Source organism: Streptomyces sp. NPDC024698 (assembly GCF_055559015.1).
In genome coordinates this window covers 658,157-674,778 of sequence record NZ_JBVHLK010000001.1, presented here as the reverse complement: position 1 = coordinate 674,778, position 16,622 = coordinate 658,157, and the positions used below count along the sequence as shown (strand labels likewise).

12 protein-coding genes are annotated in these 16,622 nt (G+C 72.1%); all 12 read right to left on the bottom strand.

Annotation, left to right across the window (positions count from 1 at the left end):
- Positions 1–49: 49 nt before the first annotated feature.
- Positions 50–1,516, bottom strand: a complete 1,467-nt coding sequence (locus tag ACZ4AA_RS02890) for a PP2C family serine/threonine-protein phosphatase (protein ID WP_467594170.1) — start codon at positions 1,514–1,516, stop codon at positions 50–52.
- Between the two features lie 3 nt (positions 1,517–1,519).
- Entirely contained in the window at positions 1,520–4,255 is a 2,736-nt protein-coding gene (locus ACZ4AA_RS02885; protein ID WP_467594167.1) for a serine/threonine-protein kinase, read from the bottom strand.
- An 18-nt stretch (positions 4,256–4,273) separates the two neighbouring features.
- A complete protein-coding gene (locus ACZ4AA_RS02880; RefSeq protein ID WP_467594164.1) occupies positions 4,274–5,608 on the bottom strand; it encodes a zinc ribbon domain-containing protein in 1,335 nt (444 codons plus the stop codon).
- 70 nt (positions 5,609–5,678) lie between these two features.
- Positions 5,679–6,704, bottom strand: coding sequence for a glutamate ABC transporter substrate-binding protein (locus ACZ4AA_RS02875; protein ID WP_467594161.1), 1,026 nt, complete (start codon positions 6,702–6,704; stop codon positions 5,679–5,681).
- Between the two features lie 14 nt (positions 6,705–6,718).
- The gene (locus tag ACZ4AA_RS02870; protein WP_467594157.1) at positions 6,719–8,221 is read right to left on the bottom strand and encodes a hypothetical protein; all 1,503 of its coding nucleotides are present in this window, start codon (positions 8,219–8,221) and stop codon (positions 6,719–6,721) included.
- A gap of 286 nt (positions 8,222–8,507) precedes the next feature.
- Positions 8,508–9,542, bottom strand: coding sequence for an N-acetylglucosamine kinase (locus tag ACZ4AA_RS02865; protein ID WP_467594154.1), 1,035 nt, complete (start codon positions 9,540–9,542; stop codon positions 8,508–8,510).
- On the bottom strand, positions 9,539–10,804 hold the full coding sequence (locus tag ACZ4AA_RS02860) for a 6-phospho-beta-glucosidase (RefSeq protein ID WP_467594151.1): 1,266 nt from the start codon (positions 10,802–10,804) through the stop codon (positions 9,539–9,541). The genes ACZ4AA_RS02865 and ACZ4AA_RS02860 overlap by 4 nt, the downstream gene beginning before the upstream one ends.
- Positions 10,805–10,806: 2 nt before the next feature.
- A complete protein-coding gene (locus tag ACZ4AA_RS02855) occupies positions 10,807–11,700 on the bottom strand; it encodes a carbohydrate ABC transporter permease (protein ID WP_467594148.1) in 894 nt (297 codons plus the stop codon).
- Positions 11,701–11,703: 3 nt separating this feature from the next.
- Positions 11,704–12,645, bottom strand: a complete 942-nt coding sequence (locus ACZ4AA_RS02850) for a carbohydrate ABC transporter permease (RefSeq protein ID WP_467594145.1) — start codon at positions 12,643–12,645, stop codon at positions 11,704–11,706.
- Positions 12,646–12,655: 10 nt separating this feature from the next.
- On the bottom strand, positions 12,656–13,993 hold the full coding sequence (locus ACZ4AA_RS02845) for an ABC transporter substrate-binding protein (RefSeq protein WP_467594142.1): 1,338 nt from the start codon (positions 13,991–13,993) through the stop codon (positions 12,656–12,658).
- A gap of 129 nt (positions 13,994–14,122) precedes the next feature.
- Positions 14,123–15,334 carry an ROK family transcriptional regulator gene (locus tag ACZ4AA_RS02840; protein WP_467594139.1) on the bottom strand — a complete coding sequence of 404 codons (1,212 nt, stop codon included), beginning with the start codon at positions 15,332–15,334 and terminating at the stop codon, positions 14,123–14,125.
- 265 nt (positions 15,335–15,599) lie between these two features.
- On the bottom strand, positions 15,600–16,463 hold the full coding sequence (locus ACZ4AA_RS02835) for a hypothetical protein (protein ID WP_467594137.1): 864 nt from the start codon (positions 16,461–16,463) through the stop codon (positions 15,600–15,602).
- Positions 16,464–16,622: the final 159 nt, after the last annotated feature.

Below are 16,622 nucleotides of genomic sequence, written 5' to 3'. Positions count from 1 at the left end.
TGCGGACCGGTCCCCTCCGGTCCGCGGCCGCCCCCGTTCGTTCGCGGCCTCAGGCCGATCCTGCCCCCTGCGAGGGGGCGGGGAACGGCATGACGGCCACTGTTACGTTGTCGTGGCCCCCGCCGTCCAGGGCGTGGCCGACCAGAACCTGGGCCGCGTGCAGCGGCCTGTCGGCGGCGTCGAGCGGGACGATCTCGGCCATCTCCTCCGCCGTCTCCGCGTAGTTCCACAGCCCGTCGGTGCACACCACGACCACACCCGGCCGGTCCGGCTTGAACGAGACGGTGTGCGGCTCCAGTTCGTAGGCGTCGGCGCCGAGCCAGCCGGTGATCGCGTGGGCACGCTCGTCCGCGTACGCCTCCGCCTCGTTCATCAGGCCCGCGGCGACCATCTGCGCGGCCCACGAGTCGTCCTCGGTGAGCCGGGCCGGCAGCGAGGTGCGGTCGACGGGCACCCAGTAGACGCGGCTGTCGCCGACCCAGCCGACGATCAGCAGCGTGGGCGTCACCAGGGCGCCGACGATGGTGCAGGCGGGCGCGTTCACGTGCGGGGCGTGCTCGCCCTGCGCGGTGTCCGGTCCCGCCAGCGCGTTGACGGCCTCCGAGGCAGCGACGATCGCCTCGTGCAGGGCCGTCTGCGGATGGGTGCCCAGCGGAAGAGCCGCGAGGAGCGCCTCGTTCGCCGCGTGGGAGGCGGCGAGCGAGGCCTCGTCCGGACGGGTCGCGGAGGAGACCCCGTCGCAGACGATCGCCACGACGGCGGGGGAGCCGTCGGGCAGCGCGGTCGAGGAGACCGCGAACGCGTCCTCGTTGCGGTGGTGGCGCAGGCCCCGGTCGCTGACCGCGGCGACCGCGCCCAACTCCTTTTCCATGTGGTCCCGTTCCCGTGGCTGCGCGTGTCCGCAGTTCTCGCAGTAGCCGTCGGTGTCCACCTGGCCCGCGCGGCAGGCCACGCACAGCTTGGCTCCCGCGGGGGGAGCCGGGAGGTCTCCGGTCCGCGGATCGGCGGGGACCTCGCGGCCGGTGCCGCCGGCCGGCGGGGCGAGCGGGTACTCGTCGGGCTCCGAGGGCCGGTCGAAGCGCACGCCCGTGGGCTGCCCCGAGGGCCGCCTGGGGGCCGGCGGCCGGACGCCCGCCGGATCACCCTGTGCGTGTTCCGCGTGTTCAGGGCGTTCCGCGTGTTCTTCCTGGTCAGGGTGATGCGCGTGAACCGGGTGCTCCGGGTGCGGGAGTTCGGAGCCACCCGAATCGGTGCCCTGGATGTCGGCGGCACGGTGCACCGGCGCGGGTGTGTCCGTGCTGCCCGGCTGCTCCGCGAGCGGCCAGTCCACGGACGGGGCGGCCGGCGGGAGACCGGCCGCGCCGCCGTTCACGGCGATCGCGGGGTGGTCCTGCGACGGTGCGGACACCGTCGACAGGTCGTAGCCGCAGGCACCGCAGAAACGGTCGGCCGCCTCCAGCGGCTCCTCGCAACTGGGGCACCGCGAAAGGGCCGTCGGCTGGGGCATCTGGGACATCAATCACACCCACGTCCGGGGGCGGTAACGGTTTGCGCGTTCCACCAGGTCGATCCTCTCCTCGCCGCCCCGCGCGAGCCGGGCCAGCGTCCGGTACGAACGTTCGAGGCCGAAACGGAGGCCACGTTCGTCCAACTCACTGCCGAGCAGCGCGGTTCCCACTCCGGAAGCCGGAGCGGAACCCTGGCTACCGGAGAGTACCCAGTCCAGCGCGGAGCCGAGGACCTCCGTCGACAACTGCTCCCGCCGCACCGCGTCCAGACCGAAGCCGTCGAGCGCCTCCACCTGCCCGGCAGCCGCGGTCAGTTCGTCCAGGAACGGTGCCGCCGCCTCGGTGACCGGTCGCTGCCGCAACCGCGCCCGCACGGCGGCGACCCGGGCCGCCGTGTAGTGGATCGACGACTCAGGCACGGACTCCAGCGTGCGTACGGCACCGGCGCGGTCGCCCGCCGCGAGCTGCACCCTGGCCAGCCCGAACGCCGCGCTCACATAGCTCGGGTCGGTCGTCCACACCAGCCGGTAGTACTCGGCGGCGTTGTCCAGCTGGCCCAGCACCTCGGCGCACACCCCGAGGGCCAGCTTCGGCGCGGGCTCGCCCGGGAAGGCGTCGTAGACCGCGTCGAAGGACAGCGCCGCGGTCTCGTTCTCGCCGGCCGCGAGCGCTGTGAGCCCGCGGTACCAGACCACGCGCCAGTCGTCCGGGTGATCCGCCTCCAGCGCGTCGACGGCCGAACCCGCGGCGCTCGTCCCGTCCATCTCCAGCAGCGCCCGCAGCTCCCGCAGCCGCAGCTCCGGAGAGGGGGCCGGGGCCGCCCGCAGCGCGGCGATCAGCTCCGCGGGCGCGGACGCGATGAGCCCGGCGAGGAAACCGGCGTTCGGGTCGCCCGGGTCCACCCGCGGCACGGGCAGGGCGAGCGCGGTGGCCGCCGCCCGGACGGGTCTGACCAGGGCGGCGGAGGCCGGCGGGCCGGGCGGCAGGGGCCCTGCCCCGTTCACTCCCACGGGCGGCGCGAGCGCGCCCTTCTTCGCCCGTACGGGGACCACGCGGCCCCCCAGCCTCGACACGTCCCCGGCCGCCTTCTCGAACAGCTCGGTGTCGGTGACCCTGGTCTCCGGCCCGAACAGGGTCGACAGCGCCGGCCGCGCCCGCCCCGTCTGGAGCGAGACCACCTCGCGCAGCACACCCGTCAGCTGCTCGGACATCTCCTGCGCCGAGGCGAACCGCCGGGCCGGGTCGGGGTCGGTGGCCCGCACGAGGAGCCGGTAGAACGACTCGTACTGGCGGAAGACCTCGATGTTGTCCGGGTCGGGCAGGGAGTCCAGGAAGACGTTCGTGTAGCCCTGGAAGTCGAAGGACAGGACGGCGAGCGTCCGGGCGACGGTGTACAGGTCGGAGGCGACGGAGGGGCCCACCTCGGCCACCTCGGGCGCCTGGTAGCCCACCGTGCCGTAGATGGCCGACTCGTCGTCGTCCATCCTGCGCACGGCACCCATGTCGATCAGCTTGAGCTGGTCCTCGGTCTGGATCGCGTTGTCGACCTTGAAGTCGCAGTACAGCAGATTGCGGCTGTGCAGATGACCGAGCGCCTCCAGGGCCTCGATGCCGTACGCGCAGGCCTGCTCCACCGGCAGCGGGTCGCGCTTGCCGTCCGCCGTACGGCGCCCGTTGGCGAGCTCCTTGAGCGACTTGCCGCCCACGTACTCCATGACGATGTACCCGTCCAGCGAACCCGTCCGCTGGTCGAGGTGCTCCACGAAGTTGTAGATGCGCACGATGTTGGCGTGCTCGATCTCCGCGAGGAAGCGCCGCTCGGAGATCGCCGCCGCCATCGCGTCCTGGTCGCCGGTGTCGAGCAGACCCTTGAGGACGACCCAGCGGTCGGACACCGCGCGGTCCACGGCGAGGTACACCCAGCCGAGCCCGCCGTGCGCCAGACAGCCCATCACCTCGTACTGGCCGTGCACGACGTCACCCGTGCGCAGCTTCGGCACGAACGAGTACGGGTGACCGCACTTCGTGCAGAACCCCTCGGTCCGGCCGGGCCTCTCGCCGCGCGCACGCCCCACCGGGGCACCGCAGTCGGAGCGCGAGCAGAACCGCTTGCGCTCGGGCACCTCCGGGTTCTCCAGGACCATCGCGCGCGGGTCCGGGCGCGGCACGCCGGGGACCTCGACGAGTCCGGCGCCGAGCCGGCCCCGCCCGGAGGAGGAGGCCGTCGAACCAGAGCTGCGCACCGACACCGAGCGGCCCGTCGACCGGCCCGTGAGCGACCGCGACAGCCTGCCGGAGACCGAGCGCCGCGACTGCGAGGAGCGCGAGGACGTCCGCGAACTGGCGGGTGAACCGCCGCGCACGCTGCCGCTGTCGGCGCCGGCCGCGCCGAGCGCGGAGGACCCGGACGCCACCGCGCCCGCCCCCTGCGCGGGCACGCTCCCGGACCGGGCGGACCCGGAGGTCTGTTCGGCCGGGGCGAGGCCGCAGGTGTCGCAGTACAGCTCGCCCCCGCCCATGTCCTCGTACGACCCTTCGCAGCCGGGCCGGCCGCACGTCCGCTCACCCGCGGGCCCCTCACCCGACCCCTGCGCGGGCACGCTCTTGGACCCGGCGGACCCGGAGGTCTGTTCGGCCGGGGCGAGGCCGCAGGTGTCGCAGTACAGCTCGCCCCCGCCCACGTCCTCGTACGACCCTTCGCAGCCGGGCCGGCCGCACGTCCGCTCACTCACCGGCTGCTCGCTCACACCGCATCCCTTCACCGCTCACGCGTCGGGCCCCCTCCGGTCCGCACGGTCATGAGGTCCGCCCTGCTCGGGCACCGGCGGGCTCAGCACCTCGGCCGCCGCCCGCTGGTAGCGCAGCACCGCCTCCTCCGCCACCCGCAGATCACAGGGGGCGCTCCACAGCATCCGCCGGGCCGCGTCGTAGCGCTCCACCAGGAAGGGGTCCTCGGCGAAGCCGAGCCGGGAGACCTTCGCCTTGTACGCGTCGAGGCGGCCGCGCAGCTCGGCGCGGACCGCCAGCGGCTGCGTGACCGCCGTCAACGACTCGCGGGCCCGCAGGAGTTCGTCCTCCGCCTTCTCCTCCAGCGCCTCCAGCAGCGGCGAGAGGCGGTGCCACTGCGCGTGCCTGCGGTACTCCGCGGCCGTCGCGAGCTGCTCCTGGAGCGCCGTCGGCGGACCGCTGACCGCCGGCACCTCGGACGCGGCGATCTTGGCGAGGACCTCGCCGCGGGCACTGCGCGCCTCGGCGAGCGTGCGGTCGGCGCGGCTGAGCACGTCCCGCAGCTTCACCAGCCGCGCCTCGGCGTCCTGGCGCACCGTCAGGACCGCGTCGATCTCCCGGCGCACCTCCTCCAGGGCGCGCGCCTCACGGTCGTACGCCGTGGTGTCCGGACGCCCGCCGCCCGGGGCCGAACTCCCCTGCGCGGGAACCCAGAAGGCGAGCGGGTCGGAGATCACCCGCTCGCGCAGGACGGTCAGGGTCCTGGTGATCCGCTCCAGGTCGTCGCCCGAGGGGTGCTCGCCGGGGCGCACGCCCACGGAGTGCGCGAGCGCGCGGGTGCGCTGGAGCTCCGCGGCCAGTAAATCTATCCGGGCGGGCAGCGCGGACCAGACGGCGTCCGCGGTGACGACCATGTCGAGCGAGGACGCGTACAGCTCGTTCATCCGGTCCACCAGGGCCGCGAGCGAGAACCGCTCGCTGAGCTTGCCGGTGCCGGCCAGGGTCGGCGCGTTCGCGGTGGCCGTGGTGGAACCGGCGACCGTGATGCCCGAACCGCGCAGCAGCTCGGTGAGCTCGACCAGGTCCTCACGGCTGGACCAGCGCCGGCGGGAGCGGATCTCGCGCGCGGAGCGCAGCGCGTCGCTGTAGGCGTCGAAGTACGCCCACAGCAGGGTGATCGACGCCTCCGCTGACGCCCAGCGCTCCTGGGTCGAGCCGGTGAGTTCGGCGCCCTCCAGGAGTCTTCGGCCCGCGTGGTCCTGGAGGGCGAGGAGCGAGGTCTCGATGGCCTCGTGCTCCGCGCCGAGGCGCGCCAGCGCACGGTCCGCCTCGTCCCGGTCCATCACCGGCCCGGGGGGTCCCGTGACGCCCATCGATCACCTCTCGTTCTCGTGCGTTCCCGGCGCGCTCGGGGTGTGCGGCCGGGTCGACTCTTCCGTCGTGTCAGGCGGACTGCCTGTACTCGGCGGAGGGTGGATCCTCCGAGCTGGAGTCGGGCCCGAGGGTCGGGGCGAGCCACTTGTCGTACGACTGCCGCCAGCCGTCCTTGCGGTAGTCGGCCAGGACCTGGTTGACCCGCTGGACCAGATCCTTGGCGCCCTGTTTCATCGCCACGCCGTAGTACTCGGTGGTGAAAGCGCCGCCCTTGAGCTCGACCGTGGGGTCCTGGGCGGCCTGGCTCGCGGCGAGCGCGCCGTCGGTCACCACCGCGTCGGCCTCGCCGAGCTGGAGGCGCACCAGGCAGTCCAGCTGGTTGGGCACGGGCGGCAGGACGATCGCGGAGGAGGCGAGTGTGCCCGCGCGCCGGTCCGCCGTCAGACGGTCGTTCGCGGTGGATCCGGCGGCCGAGCAGATCCTCTTGCCTGCCAGGCTCTTGTCGTACCCCGTGACGGTGGAGTTCACCGGGGCCAGCACCTGCTGTCCGGTCTTGAAGTAGGGCGCGGAGAACGCGACCTGGTCGAGACGCTCACAGGTGATCGTCATGGTGCGCACCACCATGTCGACCTTGCCGCTCTGGATCGCGGGGATGCGCTGGCTGGTGGGTATGGCGCGGAACTGGACGGCGTTCTCGTCGCCCAGGACGCTCTTGGCGATCGCGTGCACCAGGTCGATGTCGAAGCCCTCCAGGTCGCCGCCGGCCTTCGGGTTGTTCGGGTCGCGGTAGCCCCAGTGGTAGCTGTTCTGGTCGACGCCGACGATCAGCCGCCGGTCCTTGCGGTTCTTGATGGCGTCGATCGTCGGCCCGTCCGCGCCCGACGGGGGCAGGCTCTGGTTCTGCGGGTCGGTGCACCGGGCGGCCTTGGCCTGGGTGCCCAGGGCCAGGCCCGGTCCGCCGGTGGCCGTGCCGCCGTTCCCGCGGGCGGAGTCCGGCAGCATCAGCGCGAGGATCAGCGCCGTCGCGCAGGCGAGCGCCATCGCGCCCACGCCGCCCCAGCCCCGCAGGCTCGCCCTCAGCCGTCGTGCGATCATCGCCGCTCCCCCTCTCACCGGTACTCCGAAAGCCTGCGGCCGATCCCGAGCACCGCGCCCGCGGCGGCCAGCACACCGAGGACCGCCGCGCCGACCGGGAGGCCGGTCATGGCTCCCAGGCCGTCGCCGGCCGCCCGCCGGAACTCGTCCTGCTCGTGCGTCAGCGCGGTGCTCAGGCTGGAGTCGACGCCGTCGAAGCACACGCGCGTGGGCTTCTTGTCGGCGGAGCCGATGACCCGGTCGAGCGCCAGTTGGTACTCGCCGTCGTTGTCGGCCCTGCGGGCCTGCGCGTGACGCTGCTTCCAGACCTTCATGTTCGCGGTCGCGGCCTGTACGGGCTTCTCGCCCGCGCTGTCGTCCGCGAGGCTCGCCGCGACGGCGAGGCGCCGGGTGAGCGTCTTCATGTCCTGGTCGAAGTTGTAGTCGTACAGGTCGACGGTCGTCTTGCCGTCGGCCAGGACCTTGGTCTCCGCGCCCCGGCTGACCAGGGTGAGGTTCTCGTTGCCCCGGGCCTTCAGGGACGCGATCTGCGCGTTGTGCAGCGCGTTCAGGGAGAGGACCCCGTGGTCGTAGGACTCGTCGAGACCGGAGCGGGCGAGGGTGTGCCCGACGGTGAGCCACAGCAGCACGACCAGGGACGCGGCGGTCGCGGCGGCCATGCCCTGGTTCAGCACCCGGTTCGTACGGCGGTAGTTGCGGCGCTGGGCCCAGACCAGGGCGGCGAGCGCGAGCAGACCGAGGGCGATCGCGGCCCACGGGTAGGGCTTGGCGTCGGCGTAGTCGGCGTTCAGCCGCCGGTTCTCGCTCAGATAGAGCTGTTCGGCCTTCGGGAGCATCTGCTGCTGCATCGTGTCGTTCGCGTACCGCAGATACGCGCCGCCCAGCGGGTAGCCCTGGCGGTTGTTGGCACGGGCCCGCTCGATCAGGCCCTTGTACTCGGGCAGCAGCTCGTTCAGCTGCGAGATGGTCTTCGCCGCTGGGGAGCCCGCCTCGGAGCTGTTGGCCGCGGTGATCAGCTTCGCGGCGGCCGTCCTGATGTCCTGCTCGTAGCGTTCGCGGGTCTCCTGGGTCTCCTGACCACCCGCCAGGAAGCCGCTGGAGGCGGCGGTGTTGGCGTCGGCGAGCGAGCGGTAGATGTCCGCGGCGCTCGCGCTCAGCGGCTGGCTGCGGTGCAGCACGTTGTCCGCGGCGGCCGAACGTTCCGTCATCTGCCAGGCGGTGACCGCGCCGAACGCGACGACGAGCAGGGCGAGGACGGCGCCGATGATCCGCAGCCGCCCCGGTTCCGTCGTCGCCGCGGCGCGCAGCCGGTCCACGCCCTCGGCCCACACCGTGCGCCGCGGCGGCGCGCCGGGGCCGGGGGGCGCGGGGGGAGCGCTTCGCGGGGGGCCGAACCCGCCCCGGGGCACGGGAGATCCGTCGGGCGGCCGGGGGGAGCCGGACTGTGCCGGAACGGCCGGCATCGTGGGCGCGCCCCGCCCCGGTGGCGCCGCGCTGCCCTCAGGCGGGTGTGTCACTGTCGACCTCCCCCATGGTCATCCGCTCGGTCACGCCCACCGCGGACGCGGGAGGCGCGGCCGGCGGCGTACGTGCACGGCGGCAAGTATCGCCGCCCGTACCGGCATCCGCACAGGCCTTGCCTGGATCTTGTTCGGATCACGGCGCAGCACGATTCCCCCGCGCCACCCCCCTTCTCATGAACACGTGTTCCGGATCCGTTTGGTTCCCGCCCCTTCGTGCCAGGTCACGGCGCTCCGGGGGCCGCGCGCGCCCGCCTCGGCGCCGTCCGCCCCGCGGGCCCCCTCAGCCCCCTTCGTAGAACGCCCGTACCCGCGCGTGGATCTCGCCCGCGGCCCGTACGTGGTCCAGGCCCAGCAGCGCCGCCCCGAGGACCGGCGGGGCGGTGACCACGCGGGGGACCGCCTTGGGGGCGCGCACGGCCAGGAGTTCGTGGATGCGGTCGTCGAGCCGGGGGTGACGGGCGGCCAGGATGCTGCCGCCGAGGAGGACCGGGGTCTCCTCGGTGAGCAGACCGAGACGGTTCAGGGCCACCGTCGCCATCGCGACCACCTCCTCCGCGAGCCGGTCGACGATCGCGCGGGCCACCGGGTCGCCGTCGGCCGCGGTGGTGAACAGGACCGGGGTCAGCTCGTGCCGGCGCGCGCCCGGGATGTGCTCCAGGTGCAGGGCCTCGATGAGCGTGTACATGGAGTCCAGGCCGAAGTGCGCGGGCAGGGTGCGGGCCAGGGCGGTCTCCCCGCCCCGGCCGTCCTCGGCCCGCGCCGCGTGCCACAGCGCCTCCTCCGACAGAGCCCAGCCGCCGCCCCAGTCACCGGAGATGCGGCCGATGGCGGGGAAGCGGGCGGTCTCGCCGTCGGGCCGCATGCCGACGCAGTTGATGCCGGCCCCGCAGACCACGGCGACACCGCGCGGCTCGGCGATCCCGGCGCGCAGGATCGCGAAGGTGTCGTTGCGCACCTCCACCCCCGCGCCCCACGCGCGCGCGTGCAGCGCTTCCGCCAAACGCTCCTCCTCCACCGGGAGGTCGGCGTTGGCGAGACAGGCGGAGACATGGCCGACGGCGGTGACGCCCGCCTCGGCGAAGGCCCGCCGCACCGCGTCGGCGAGCACGTCCACCGCCGTCTCGACACCGACGGCCGGGGGCCGGAACCCGCCCCCGCGCGCGGTGCCGGTCACCCGGCCGTCCGCTGCCACCACGGCGACGTCGGTCTTGCTGTTGCCCGCGTCGATGGCCAGGACGAGGCCCGCGGGATCGGACCCGGTGTCCGAGGGACCGGACCCGGCGGCCGTCCCGGCACCGGTTTCCGTCGACGTCATGCCCACGCGAGGTGCTCCCGGTTGTGCGCGATCAGCTGGTCGGTCAGGGTGTCGGCCAGGGCGTACTGGCCGACCAGGGGGTGGGCGAGCAGCGTCCGGAAGACCCGGTCGCGGCCGCCGCGCAGAGCGGCGTCCAGGGCCAGGTCCTCGTACGCGGTCACGTTCGCCATGAGGCCCGCGTAGAGCGGGTCCACGGTCGGCACCGGCAGCGGGGAGGGCCCCTTGGCGTTCACCGCGGCCTGCACCTCGATCACCGCGTCGTCCGGCAGGAACGGCAGGGTTCCCCGGTTGTGCGTGTTCACCACCTGGTAGGGGCTGCCGCCCCCGCCGAGCAGCGCGGCGGCGAGGTCGACGGCCGCCTCCGAGTAGTACGCGCCGCCCCGCTTCGCCAGCAGCTCCGGCTTCCGGTCGAGCGCCGGATCGCCGTACATGCTCAGCAACTGCCTTTCCATCTCCGCGACTTCGGCGGCCCGGGACGGCTTGGTGCGCAGCTCCTGGACCACCTCGTCGTGGGCGTAGAAGTAGCGCAGGTAGTACGAGGGGACCACGCCGAGGCGGTCGACGAGGGTGCAGGGCAGCCGCAGGTCCGCGGCGACGGCGTCCCCGTGCTCGGCGAGCAGCCGGGGCAGCACGTTCTCGCCCTCGGGCCCGCCCAGCCGCACACCGGTCTCCCAGGTGAGGTGGTTGAGGCCCACATGGTCGAGATGGACGTCGGTGGGGGAGACCCCGAGCAGGCCGGCGAACTTCCGCTGGAAGCCGATCGCCACGTTGCACAGGCCGACCGTCTTGTGGCCGGCCTGGAGCAGGGCGCGCGTCACGATGCCGACCGGGTTGGTGAAGTCGATGATCCACGCGTCCGGGTTGGCACGGCGGACCCGTTCGGCGATGTCGAGGACCACCGGAACCGTGCGCAGCGCCTTGGCGAGGCCGCCCGCGCCGGTCGTCTCCTGTCCGACGCAGCCGCACTCCAGCGGCCAGGTCTCGTCCTGCTCGCGGGCCGCCTGGCCGCCGACGCGCAGCTGGAGGAGCACGGCGTCGGCGCCCTCCACGCCCGCGTCGAGGTCGGAGGTGGTGACGATCCGGCCCGGGTGGCCCTGCCGGGCGAAGATCCGGCGGGCCAGGCCGCCGACGAGTTCAAGGCGCTCGGCGGCCGGGTCGACGAGGACGAGTTCCTCGACGGGCAGAGTGTCCCTGAGCCGGGCGAAGCCGTCGATGAGTTCGGGGGTGTAGGTCGACCCTCCGCCGACCACGGTGAGTTTCATGGTTAACCCTTCACTCCGGTGAGCGTGACGCCTTCGACGAACGCCTTCTGCGCGAAGAAGAACACGAGGATCACGGGGGCCATGACCAGCACGGTCGCGGCCATGGTGAGATTCCAGTCGGTGTGGTGCGCGCCCTTGAACGACTCCAGGCCGTAACTCAGCGTCCAGGCGCCCGGGTTCTCGGACGCGTAGATCTGCGGGCCGAAGTAGTCGTTCCAGGCGTAGAAGAACTGGAAGAGCGCGACGGCCGCGATCCCCGGCTTCGCCATCGGCAGGACGACCTTGAGCAGGGTCCGCAGTTCCCCGCAGCCGTCGACCCTGGCGGCGTCCAGGTACTCGTTCGGGATGGTCATCAGGAACTGGCGCAGCAGGAAGATGGAGAACGCGTCCCCGAACGCCATCGGGATGATCAGCGGCCACAGGGTGCCGGACAGGTCCAGCTGCTTCGCCCAGAACAGGTACATGGGGATGATCACGACCTGCGGCGGCAGCATCATCATCGAGATGACCAGCATCAGGGACAGATTCCGGCCCCGGAAGCGGAACTTGGCGAGCGCGTAGGCGACGGGGATCGACGAGACGACCGTCAGGACCGTGCCGGCACCGGCGTACAGCAGCGTGTTCTTCCACCAGGTGAGGAAGCCGGGGGTGTCGAAGACCTTCTTGTAGTTGCCCCATTCCCAGGTGTGCGGGATCAGGTCACGGCTCAGTGCCTGGCTGTCGCTCATGAGCGAGGTCAGGAACACGAACACGAAGGGCAGCACGAAGAAGAGGGCGGCCGCGACGCCGAGGGAGTGGACCGCGACCCATTGCAGGAGGGCCCTTCGGCGGGCGGTGCGTTCGGCGGGGGAGAGGGGTTGCGCCAGCTCCGCCGGCTGGTCGAGTACGTGGGTCATCGGTCAGTCACCTGCCTGGATGAGACCGCCCCGGCGCCGCATCAGGAACGCGGTGAACACCATGGACAGGGCGAACAGCACGAGCGCGACCACACAGGCGGAGCCGTAGTCGAAGCGCTGGAAGCCGAGGTTGTAGACGAGCTGGGGCAGGGTGAGCGTCGACTTGTCGGGATAGCCGGGCTCGAACTGCGTTCCGGCGCCCTGGATGACGCCCGAGGCGACCTTCCCGGCGATCAGCGGCTGCGTGTAGTACTGCATGGTCTGGATGACCCCGGTGACCACGGCGAACATCACGATGGGCGAGATGTTCGGCAGCGTGACGTACCGGAACCGCTGCCAGGCGGAGGCACCGTCCAGCTCGGCGGCCTCGTACTGCTCGGTGGGCACGTCGAGCAGCGCGGCCATGAAGATGACCATCAGGTCGCCGATGCCCCACAGGGCGAGCAGGGTCAGCGCGGGCTTGGACCAGGCCGGGTCGTTGAACCAGCCGGGGGCCGTGATGCCGACCTTGTCCAGGATCGAGTTGACCGGTCCCGTACCGGGGTTGAGGAGGAAGGCGAAGGCCATGGTGGCGGCCACGGGCGGGGCGAGGTAGGGCAGATAGAAGAGGGTGCGGAAGACACCCGTGCCCGTCCTGATCTTCGTGATCAGCAGTCCGACGCCGAGTCCGAACACCACCCGCAGGGTCACCATGACCAGGACCAGCCACAGGGTGTTGCGCAACGCGGGCCAGAACAGCGGGTAGTTCTCGAAGACGTAGCGCCAGTTCTTCGTCCCGCTCCACGTCGGCGGCCTGAAGCCGTCGTAGTGCATGAAGGAGAAGTAGACGGTCGAGATCAGCGGGTAGGCGAAGAAGACCGCGAACCCGATCAGCCAGGGCGACATGAAGGCGAGGGTCCGAAGCGCCGACCTGCGGCGCTTGGAGGCGAGCGTGACAGTACTCATGTCCGTGCGGCTACTTCGCCTGCGCGATGTCCGTGTCGATCTGCCGGGCCGTGGCCGCGAGGCCCGCCTTCAGATCCTTGGCCTTGCCGCTCTCGTAGTCGTATCCGAACTGCTGGATCGTCACGAGGTAGGTGCCGCCGTTGATGGACGCCGGGGTCGTCGTCGAGTTCGGGTTCGAGGCGATGTCCAGGAACGTCTTGAACCGCGGGTCGTACGTCAGCTTCGGCGACTTGAGGGCCGCGAGCGTCGAGGGCACGTTGTGGATGCCGTTGGCGAATCCGACCACCGCGTCCGTGTCCGTGGTCATGTACTTCACCAGTTCCCAGGCCGCGTTCTGCTTGTGGCTGGTGGACGGGATGCCCGCGATCGTGCCGGTGATGTAGCCCTTGCCGTACTGGTCCGCCTGGTCGTCGGGGACGGGCAGCGGGGCGACGCCGATCTCGAAGTCCGGCTTGGCCTCCTCGGCCATGCCGAGCCGCCATTCGCCGTCGAGCTGCATGGCCACCTGGCCGGTGTGGAAGGGGTGCTTGGGGCCCCACTCGTCACCGAGCTTGGAGCGGTAGGTCTCCAGCTTCTTGAAGCCGCCGAGTTCGTCGACCAGCTTCTTCTGGAGGGTGAACCCCGCCGCGAAGGCGGGGTCCTTGGCGATGTTCGACTTGCCGCTGCTGTCGAAGTACGTCGGCGAGAACTGCCCGAAGTAGTGCTCGGTGGTGGACTCCCAGCCGTGGTAGTCCGGCATGAAGCCGAGCTGGGAGTACGAGTCGCCCTTGGTGATCGTCAGCTTCTTGGCGTCGGTCTCGAACTCCGACCACGTCTTCGGCGGGGAGGCGATCCCGGCCTTCTTGAACGCGTCCTTGTTGTAGTAGAGCCCGTACGCGTCACCGAGGAGCGGCACCGTGCAGCGGTTGCCGTCGAACTGGGTGTACTCGTTCATCGCCTTCGGGAAGGTCGCCTCGGGGTCGATGTGCGCCTTCTTGAAGCGGGGGTTCAGATCGACGAAGGCGCCGGACGAGCAGAACTTGCCCACGTTGTTGGTGGTGAAGGAGGAGACCACGTCGGGGGCCTTGTCGCCGCCCGCGCGCAGCGCCTGGTTGATCTTGTCGTCGGTCATGTTGCCGACGACGTTCACGTGGATGTTGGGGTGCGTCTTCTCGAAGCCCGCGACCAGCGACTTCACGGCCGCGACCTCGTTGTCCGCGCTCCAGCCGTGCCAGAAGTTGATCGTCTGTTCCTTGGACGCGTCGTCCCCTCCGCCGCTGTCGGGCTGGCCGGTACAGGCGGTGGCGAGGAGGGCTATCGAGGCGGAGGCGGCGAGCGCGACGGCTGCCTTTCGGGATATTCCGGGCATGGCGAGATCTCCCTGCGAGGGACGGGGCGGGACACGGGAAGGTGCGGGCCGGGCGGGGCGGGCGGGCGCCGGCCCGCGGCGGGGTCGAAGGGGTCGGGGGTGCGGGGCGTCGAAGGGGTCGGGGCGGGTTCAGCGGGAGGTGTCGAAGACCTCGTCGCGGGTGGCTGCCAGGGCGCTCTCCAACGCGCCGCGCAGCACGGGGTGTTCGTGTACGTCACCGACGACGAGGCGCGGCCGGGACGCGGCCAGTTCCTCCAGTTCGGCCTGGACCAGGGCGCGCAGCGGTTCGCCGCCCGCGGTGAGCGAGGCCCCGCTGAGGACGACCAGTTCGGGGTCGAGCACGGAGACGAGCGAGGCCAGACCGGTGGCGAGCCCGGTCGCGTACCTCTCCAGGAGTTGGCGGTAGGGACCCGTGTCGACGGCGGCGGCCCGTTCGACGGCGGTGGCCGCGACCTCGGCGTACGGGCCCGTGGGCAGGTCCGTGATGCCGAGTTCGCGGGCCAGTTTCGGGATGGCCTGGGAGCCGGCCAGCTCCTGGTAGCCGCCGCTGTTGGCCCGGGTCACCTGGCGGACCAGGGGCGCGCCGGGCACCGGGAGGAAACCGACCTCGCCGGCGCCGCCGGTCCAGCCGCGGTGCAGCCGTCCGCCGAGGACGAGGGCCGCGCCGAGACCGCCCTCGTTCCAGAGCAGGACGAAGTCCTCGTGCCCCCGTGCGGCGCCGAGCCGCTGCTCCGCGATGGCGACGAGGTTGACGTCGTTCTCGTACTCGACGGGCATCGGCAGGGCCGCGGCCAGTTCGTCGAGGAGGGCCGGGGAGTGCCAGCCGGGAAGGTGGGAGGCGTAGCGCAGCCGGCCGGTGTTGGGATCGAAGGCGCCGGGGGTGCCGATGACCAGGCGGCGGACGTCGTCCCGGGCGAGCCCGGCGGCCTTCACCGCGCCGTCCAGGGCTTCGGTGACCTGGCGCACGACGGGCTGGGCGGGGCGGCGGCCCGGGGTGGGCAGTTCGTACGTGCCGACCGTGCGGCCGGTGATGTCGGCGACGGCGGCGAGGACGCGCTCGGGGGTGACGTCGAGTCCCGCCGCGTGGGCGGCGCTCGGATCGACCTCGTACAACTGGGCGCTGGGGCCGGGCCTGCCCTCGCTGGTGCCGGTGGCCAGGACGAGCCCGGCGGCTTCCAGGCGGGCGAGGAGCTGGGAGGCGGTGGGCTTGGACAGGCCGGTGAGCTTGCCGATCCGGGTCCGGGAGAGCGGGCCGTGCGCGAGCAGCAGATCGAGGGCGGCGCGGTCGTTCATCGCGCGCAGGACGCGCGGAGTGCCCGGCGTGCCGGCGGAACCTGCCATGTCTGCCACCTGCCCTTCTCGACCGACCAGCTTCCCAGGGAGGCCTTCGGGAAGTCCACCGCGAGATCATTGTTAGGAAAGTTTCCTATTGCCGTGCGAGGAAAGTAGGCCGGAGGGGGCGGAGGCGTCAAGAGAGAATGCCGCCGAGACGACGGAGTCGTTACCCGGGCGGCGTGCGCGGGGCGGAACGAAGTCGCCCCCGCGGCCGACGGGTGCGTCGTTCGCGGGGGCGATTCGGGGTGGGCCCGGCAGGGGCCGGTCCTGGTTACTTCACGTCGACGTAGTCGCCCGTGGCGGTGGCGGTGCCCGTGGTGGTCGTGCCCGCGAACGTGTAGCGGTAGGTGCCGTCGGCCGAGGCCTTGACCGTGGTGCTCAGGGCGCCCGCGGTGCCGGAGGTCACCGTCTTGACGGTCTTGTAGGCGGTGGCGCCCTTCGCCCTGAACTGGAGGGCGGCCGGCTGGCCCTTGAAGCCGGTGTACTTGCCGCTGAACCAGTCGGCGCGGGTCAGCGTGCCCTTGACGGTGAGCGTGCCGCCCTTCTTCACCGGCTCGGGGCCGGCGTTGACCGTGAGCCGGGCGGCGCGCTTGACCTGGGCGGTCCCCGGGATGCCCCACATGTCGTAGCCGTAGTCGAAGCTGACGTGGTTGCCGTCGTCGTCGCTGCCCACGCTGACGCGGCCGTAGAAGCCGGCGACCTTCCAGGTGCCCGCGTCGGCCGCCTCGTACAGGTAGTTCTGCGGGTCGACGGCGATGACCTCGGTGCAGGACTCGGTGACCGTCGTGGCGGTCGTCGCCGTCGGGGTGCACTTCGGGGAGTCGTCGGGCTCCATCTCGTTCACCGCCTTGGCCAGCGTCGTCCCGCGGTACAGGGCGATGCCCGCCATGTTCGTCGTGCCCTCGGAGTCGAGGTCCTCCGTCATGTTGTTGACGACGAGCCCGACCGGGTGGACCAGGGTGAACCTGACCGGGACGCTCACCACGGCGTTGGTGCCGACGACGATGGCCTTGCCGTTGTTGACCACGGCGTTGGAGAAGGAGATGTCCGGCGTGGCGGCCGTGGCGGACGGCGCGGCCAGGGCGGACACGGCCAGGGTGCCGGAAACGACGGCGCCGATGGCGTATTTGCGCATGGATTCCCCACATTCGAGGCGGTCCCCTGGGCGTTGAGCTCCAGAACAAGGGCCCGCTGTTGGGGTGACAGTAGACGGTTCAACGATGTGGCCGGAATGCGGGGGTCGTGTGAAGAGCGCCGACTCACGGGCCCCGGGCCCGTACGCCCGAAGGGGCGG

What these genes read in the sequence shown, in the direction of transcription:
- ACZ4AA_RS02865 (WP_467594154.1), bottom strand. Translation starts at nt 9,542, where the DNA reads ATGACGTCGACGGAAACCGGTGCCGGGACGGCCGCCGGGTCCGGTCCC.
- ACZ4AA_RS02845 (WP_467594142.1), bottom strand. Translation starts at nt 13,993, where the DNA reads ATGCCCGGAATATCCCGAAAGGCAGCCGTCGCGCTCGCCGCCTCCGCC.
- ACZ4AA_RS02855 (WP_467594148.1), bottom strand. Translation starts at nt 11,700, where the DNA reads ATGACCCACGTACTCGACCAGCCGGCGGAGCTGGCGCAACCCCTCTCC.
- ACZ4AA_RS02850 (WP_467594145.1), bottom strand. Translation starts at nt 12,645, where the DNA reads ATGAGTACTGTCACGCTCGCCTCCAAGCGCCGCAGGTCGGCGCTTCGG.
- ACZ4AA_RS02880 (WP_467594164.1), bottom strand. Translation starts at nt 5,608, where the DNA reads ATGGGCGTCACGGGACCCCCCGGGCCGGTGATGGACCGGGACGAGGCG.
- ACZ4AA_RS02835 (WP_467594137.1), bottom strand. Translation starts at nt 16,463, where the DNA reads ATGCGCAAATACGCCATCGGCGCCGTCGTTTCCGGCACCCTGGCCGTG.
- ACZ4AA_RS02840 (WP_467594139.1), bottom strand. Translation starts at nt 15,334, where the DNA reads ATGGCAGGTTCCGCCGGCACGCCGGGCACTCCGCGCGTCCTGCGCGCG.
- ACZ4AA_RS02860 (WP_467594151.1), bottom strand. Translation starts at nt 10,804, where the DNA reads ATGAAACTCACCGTGGTCGGCGGAGGGTCGACCTACACCCCCGAACTC.
- ACZ4AA_RS02890 (WP_467594170.1), bottom strand. Translation starts at nt 1,516, where the DNA reads ATGTCCCAGATGCCCCAGCCGACGGCCCTTTCGCGGTGCCCCAGTTGC.
- ACZ4AA_RS02875 (WP_467594161.1), bottom strand. Translation starts at nt 6,704, where the DNA reads ATGATCGCACGACGGCTGAGGGCGAGCCTGCGGGGCTGGGGCGGCGTG.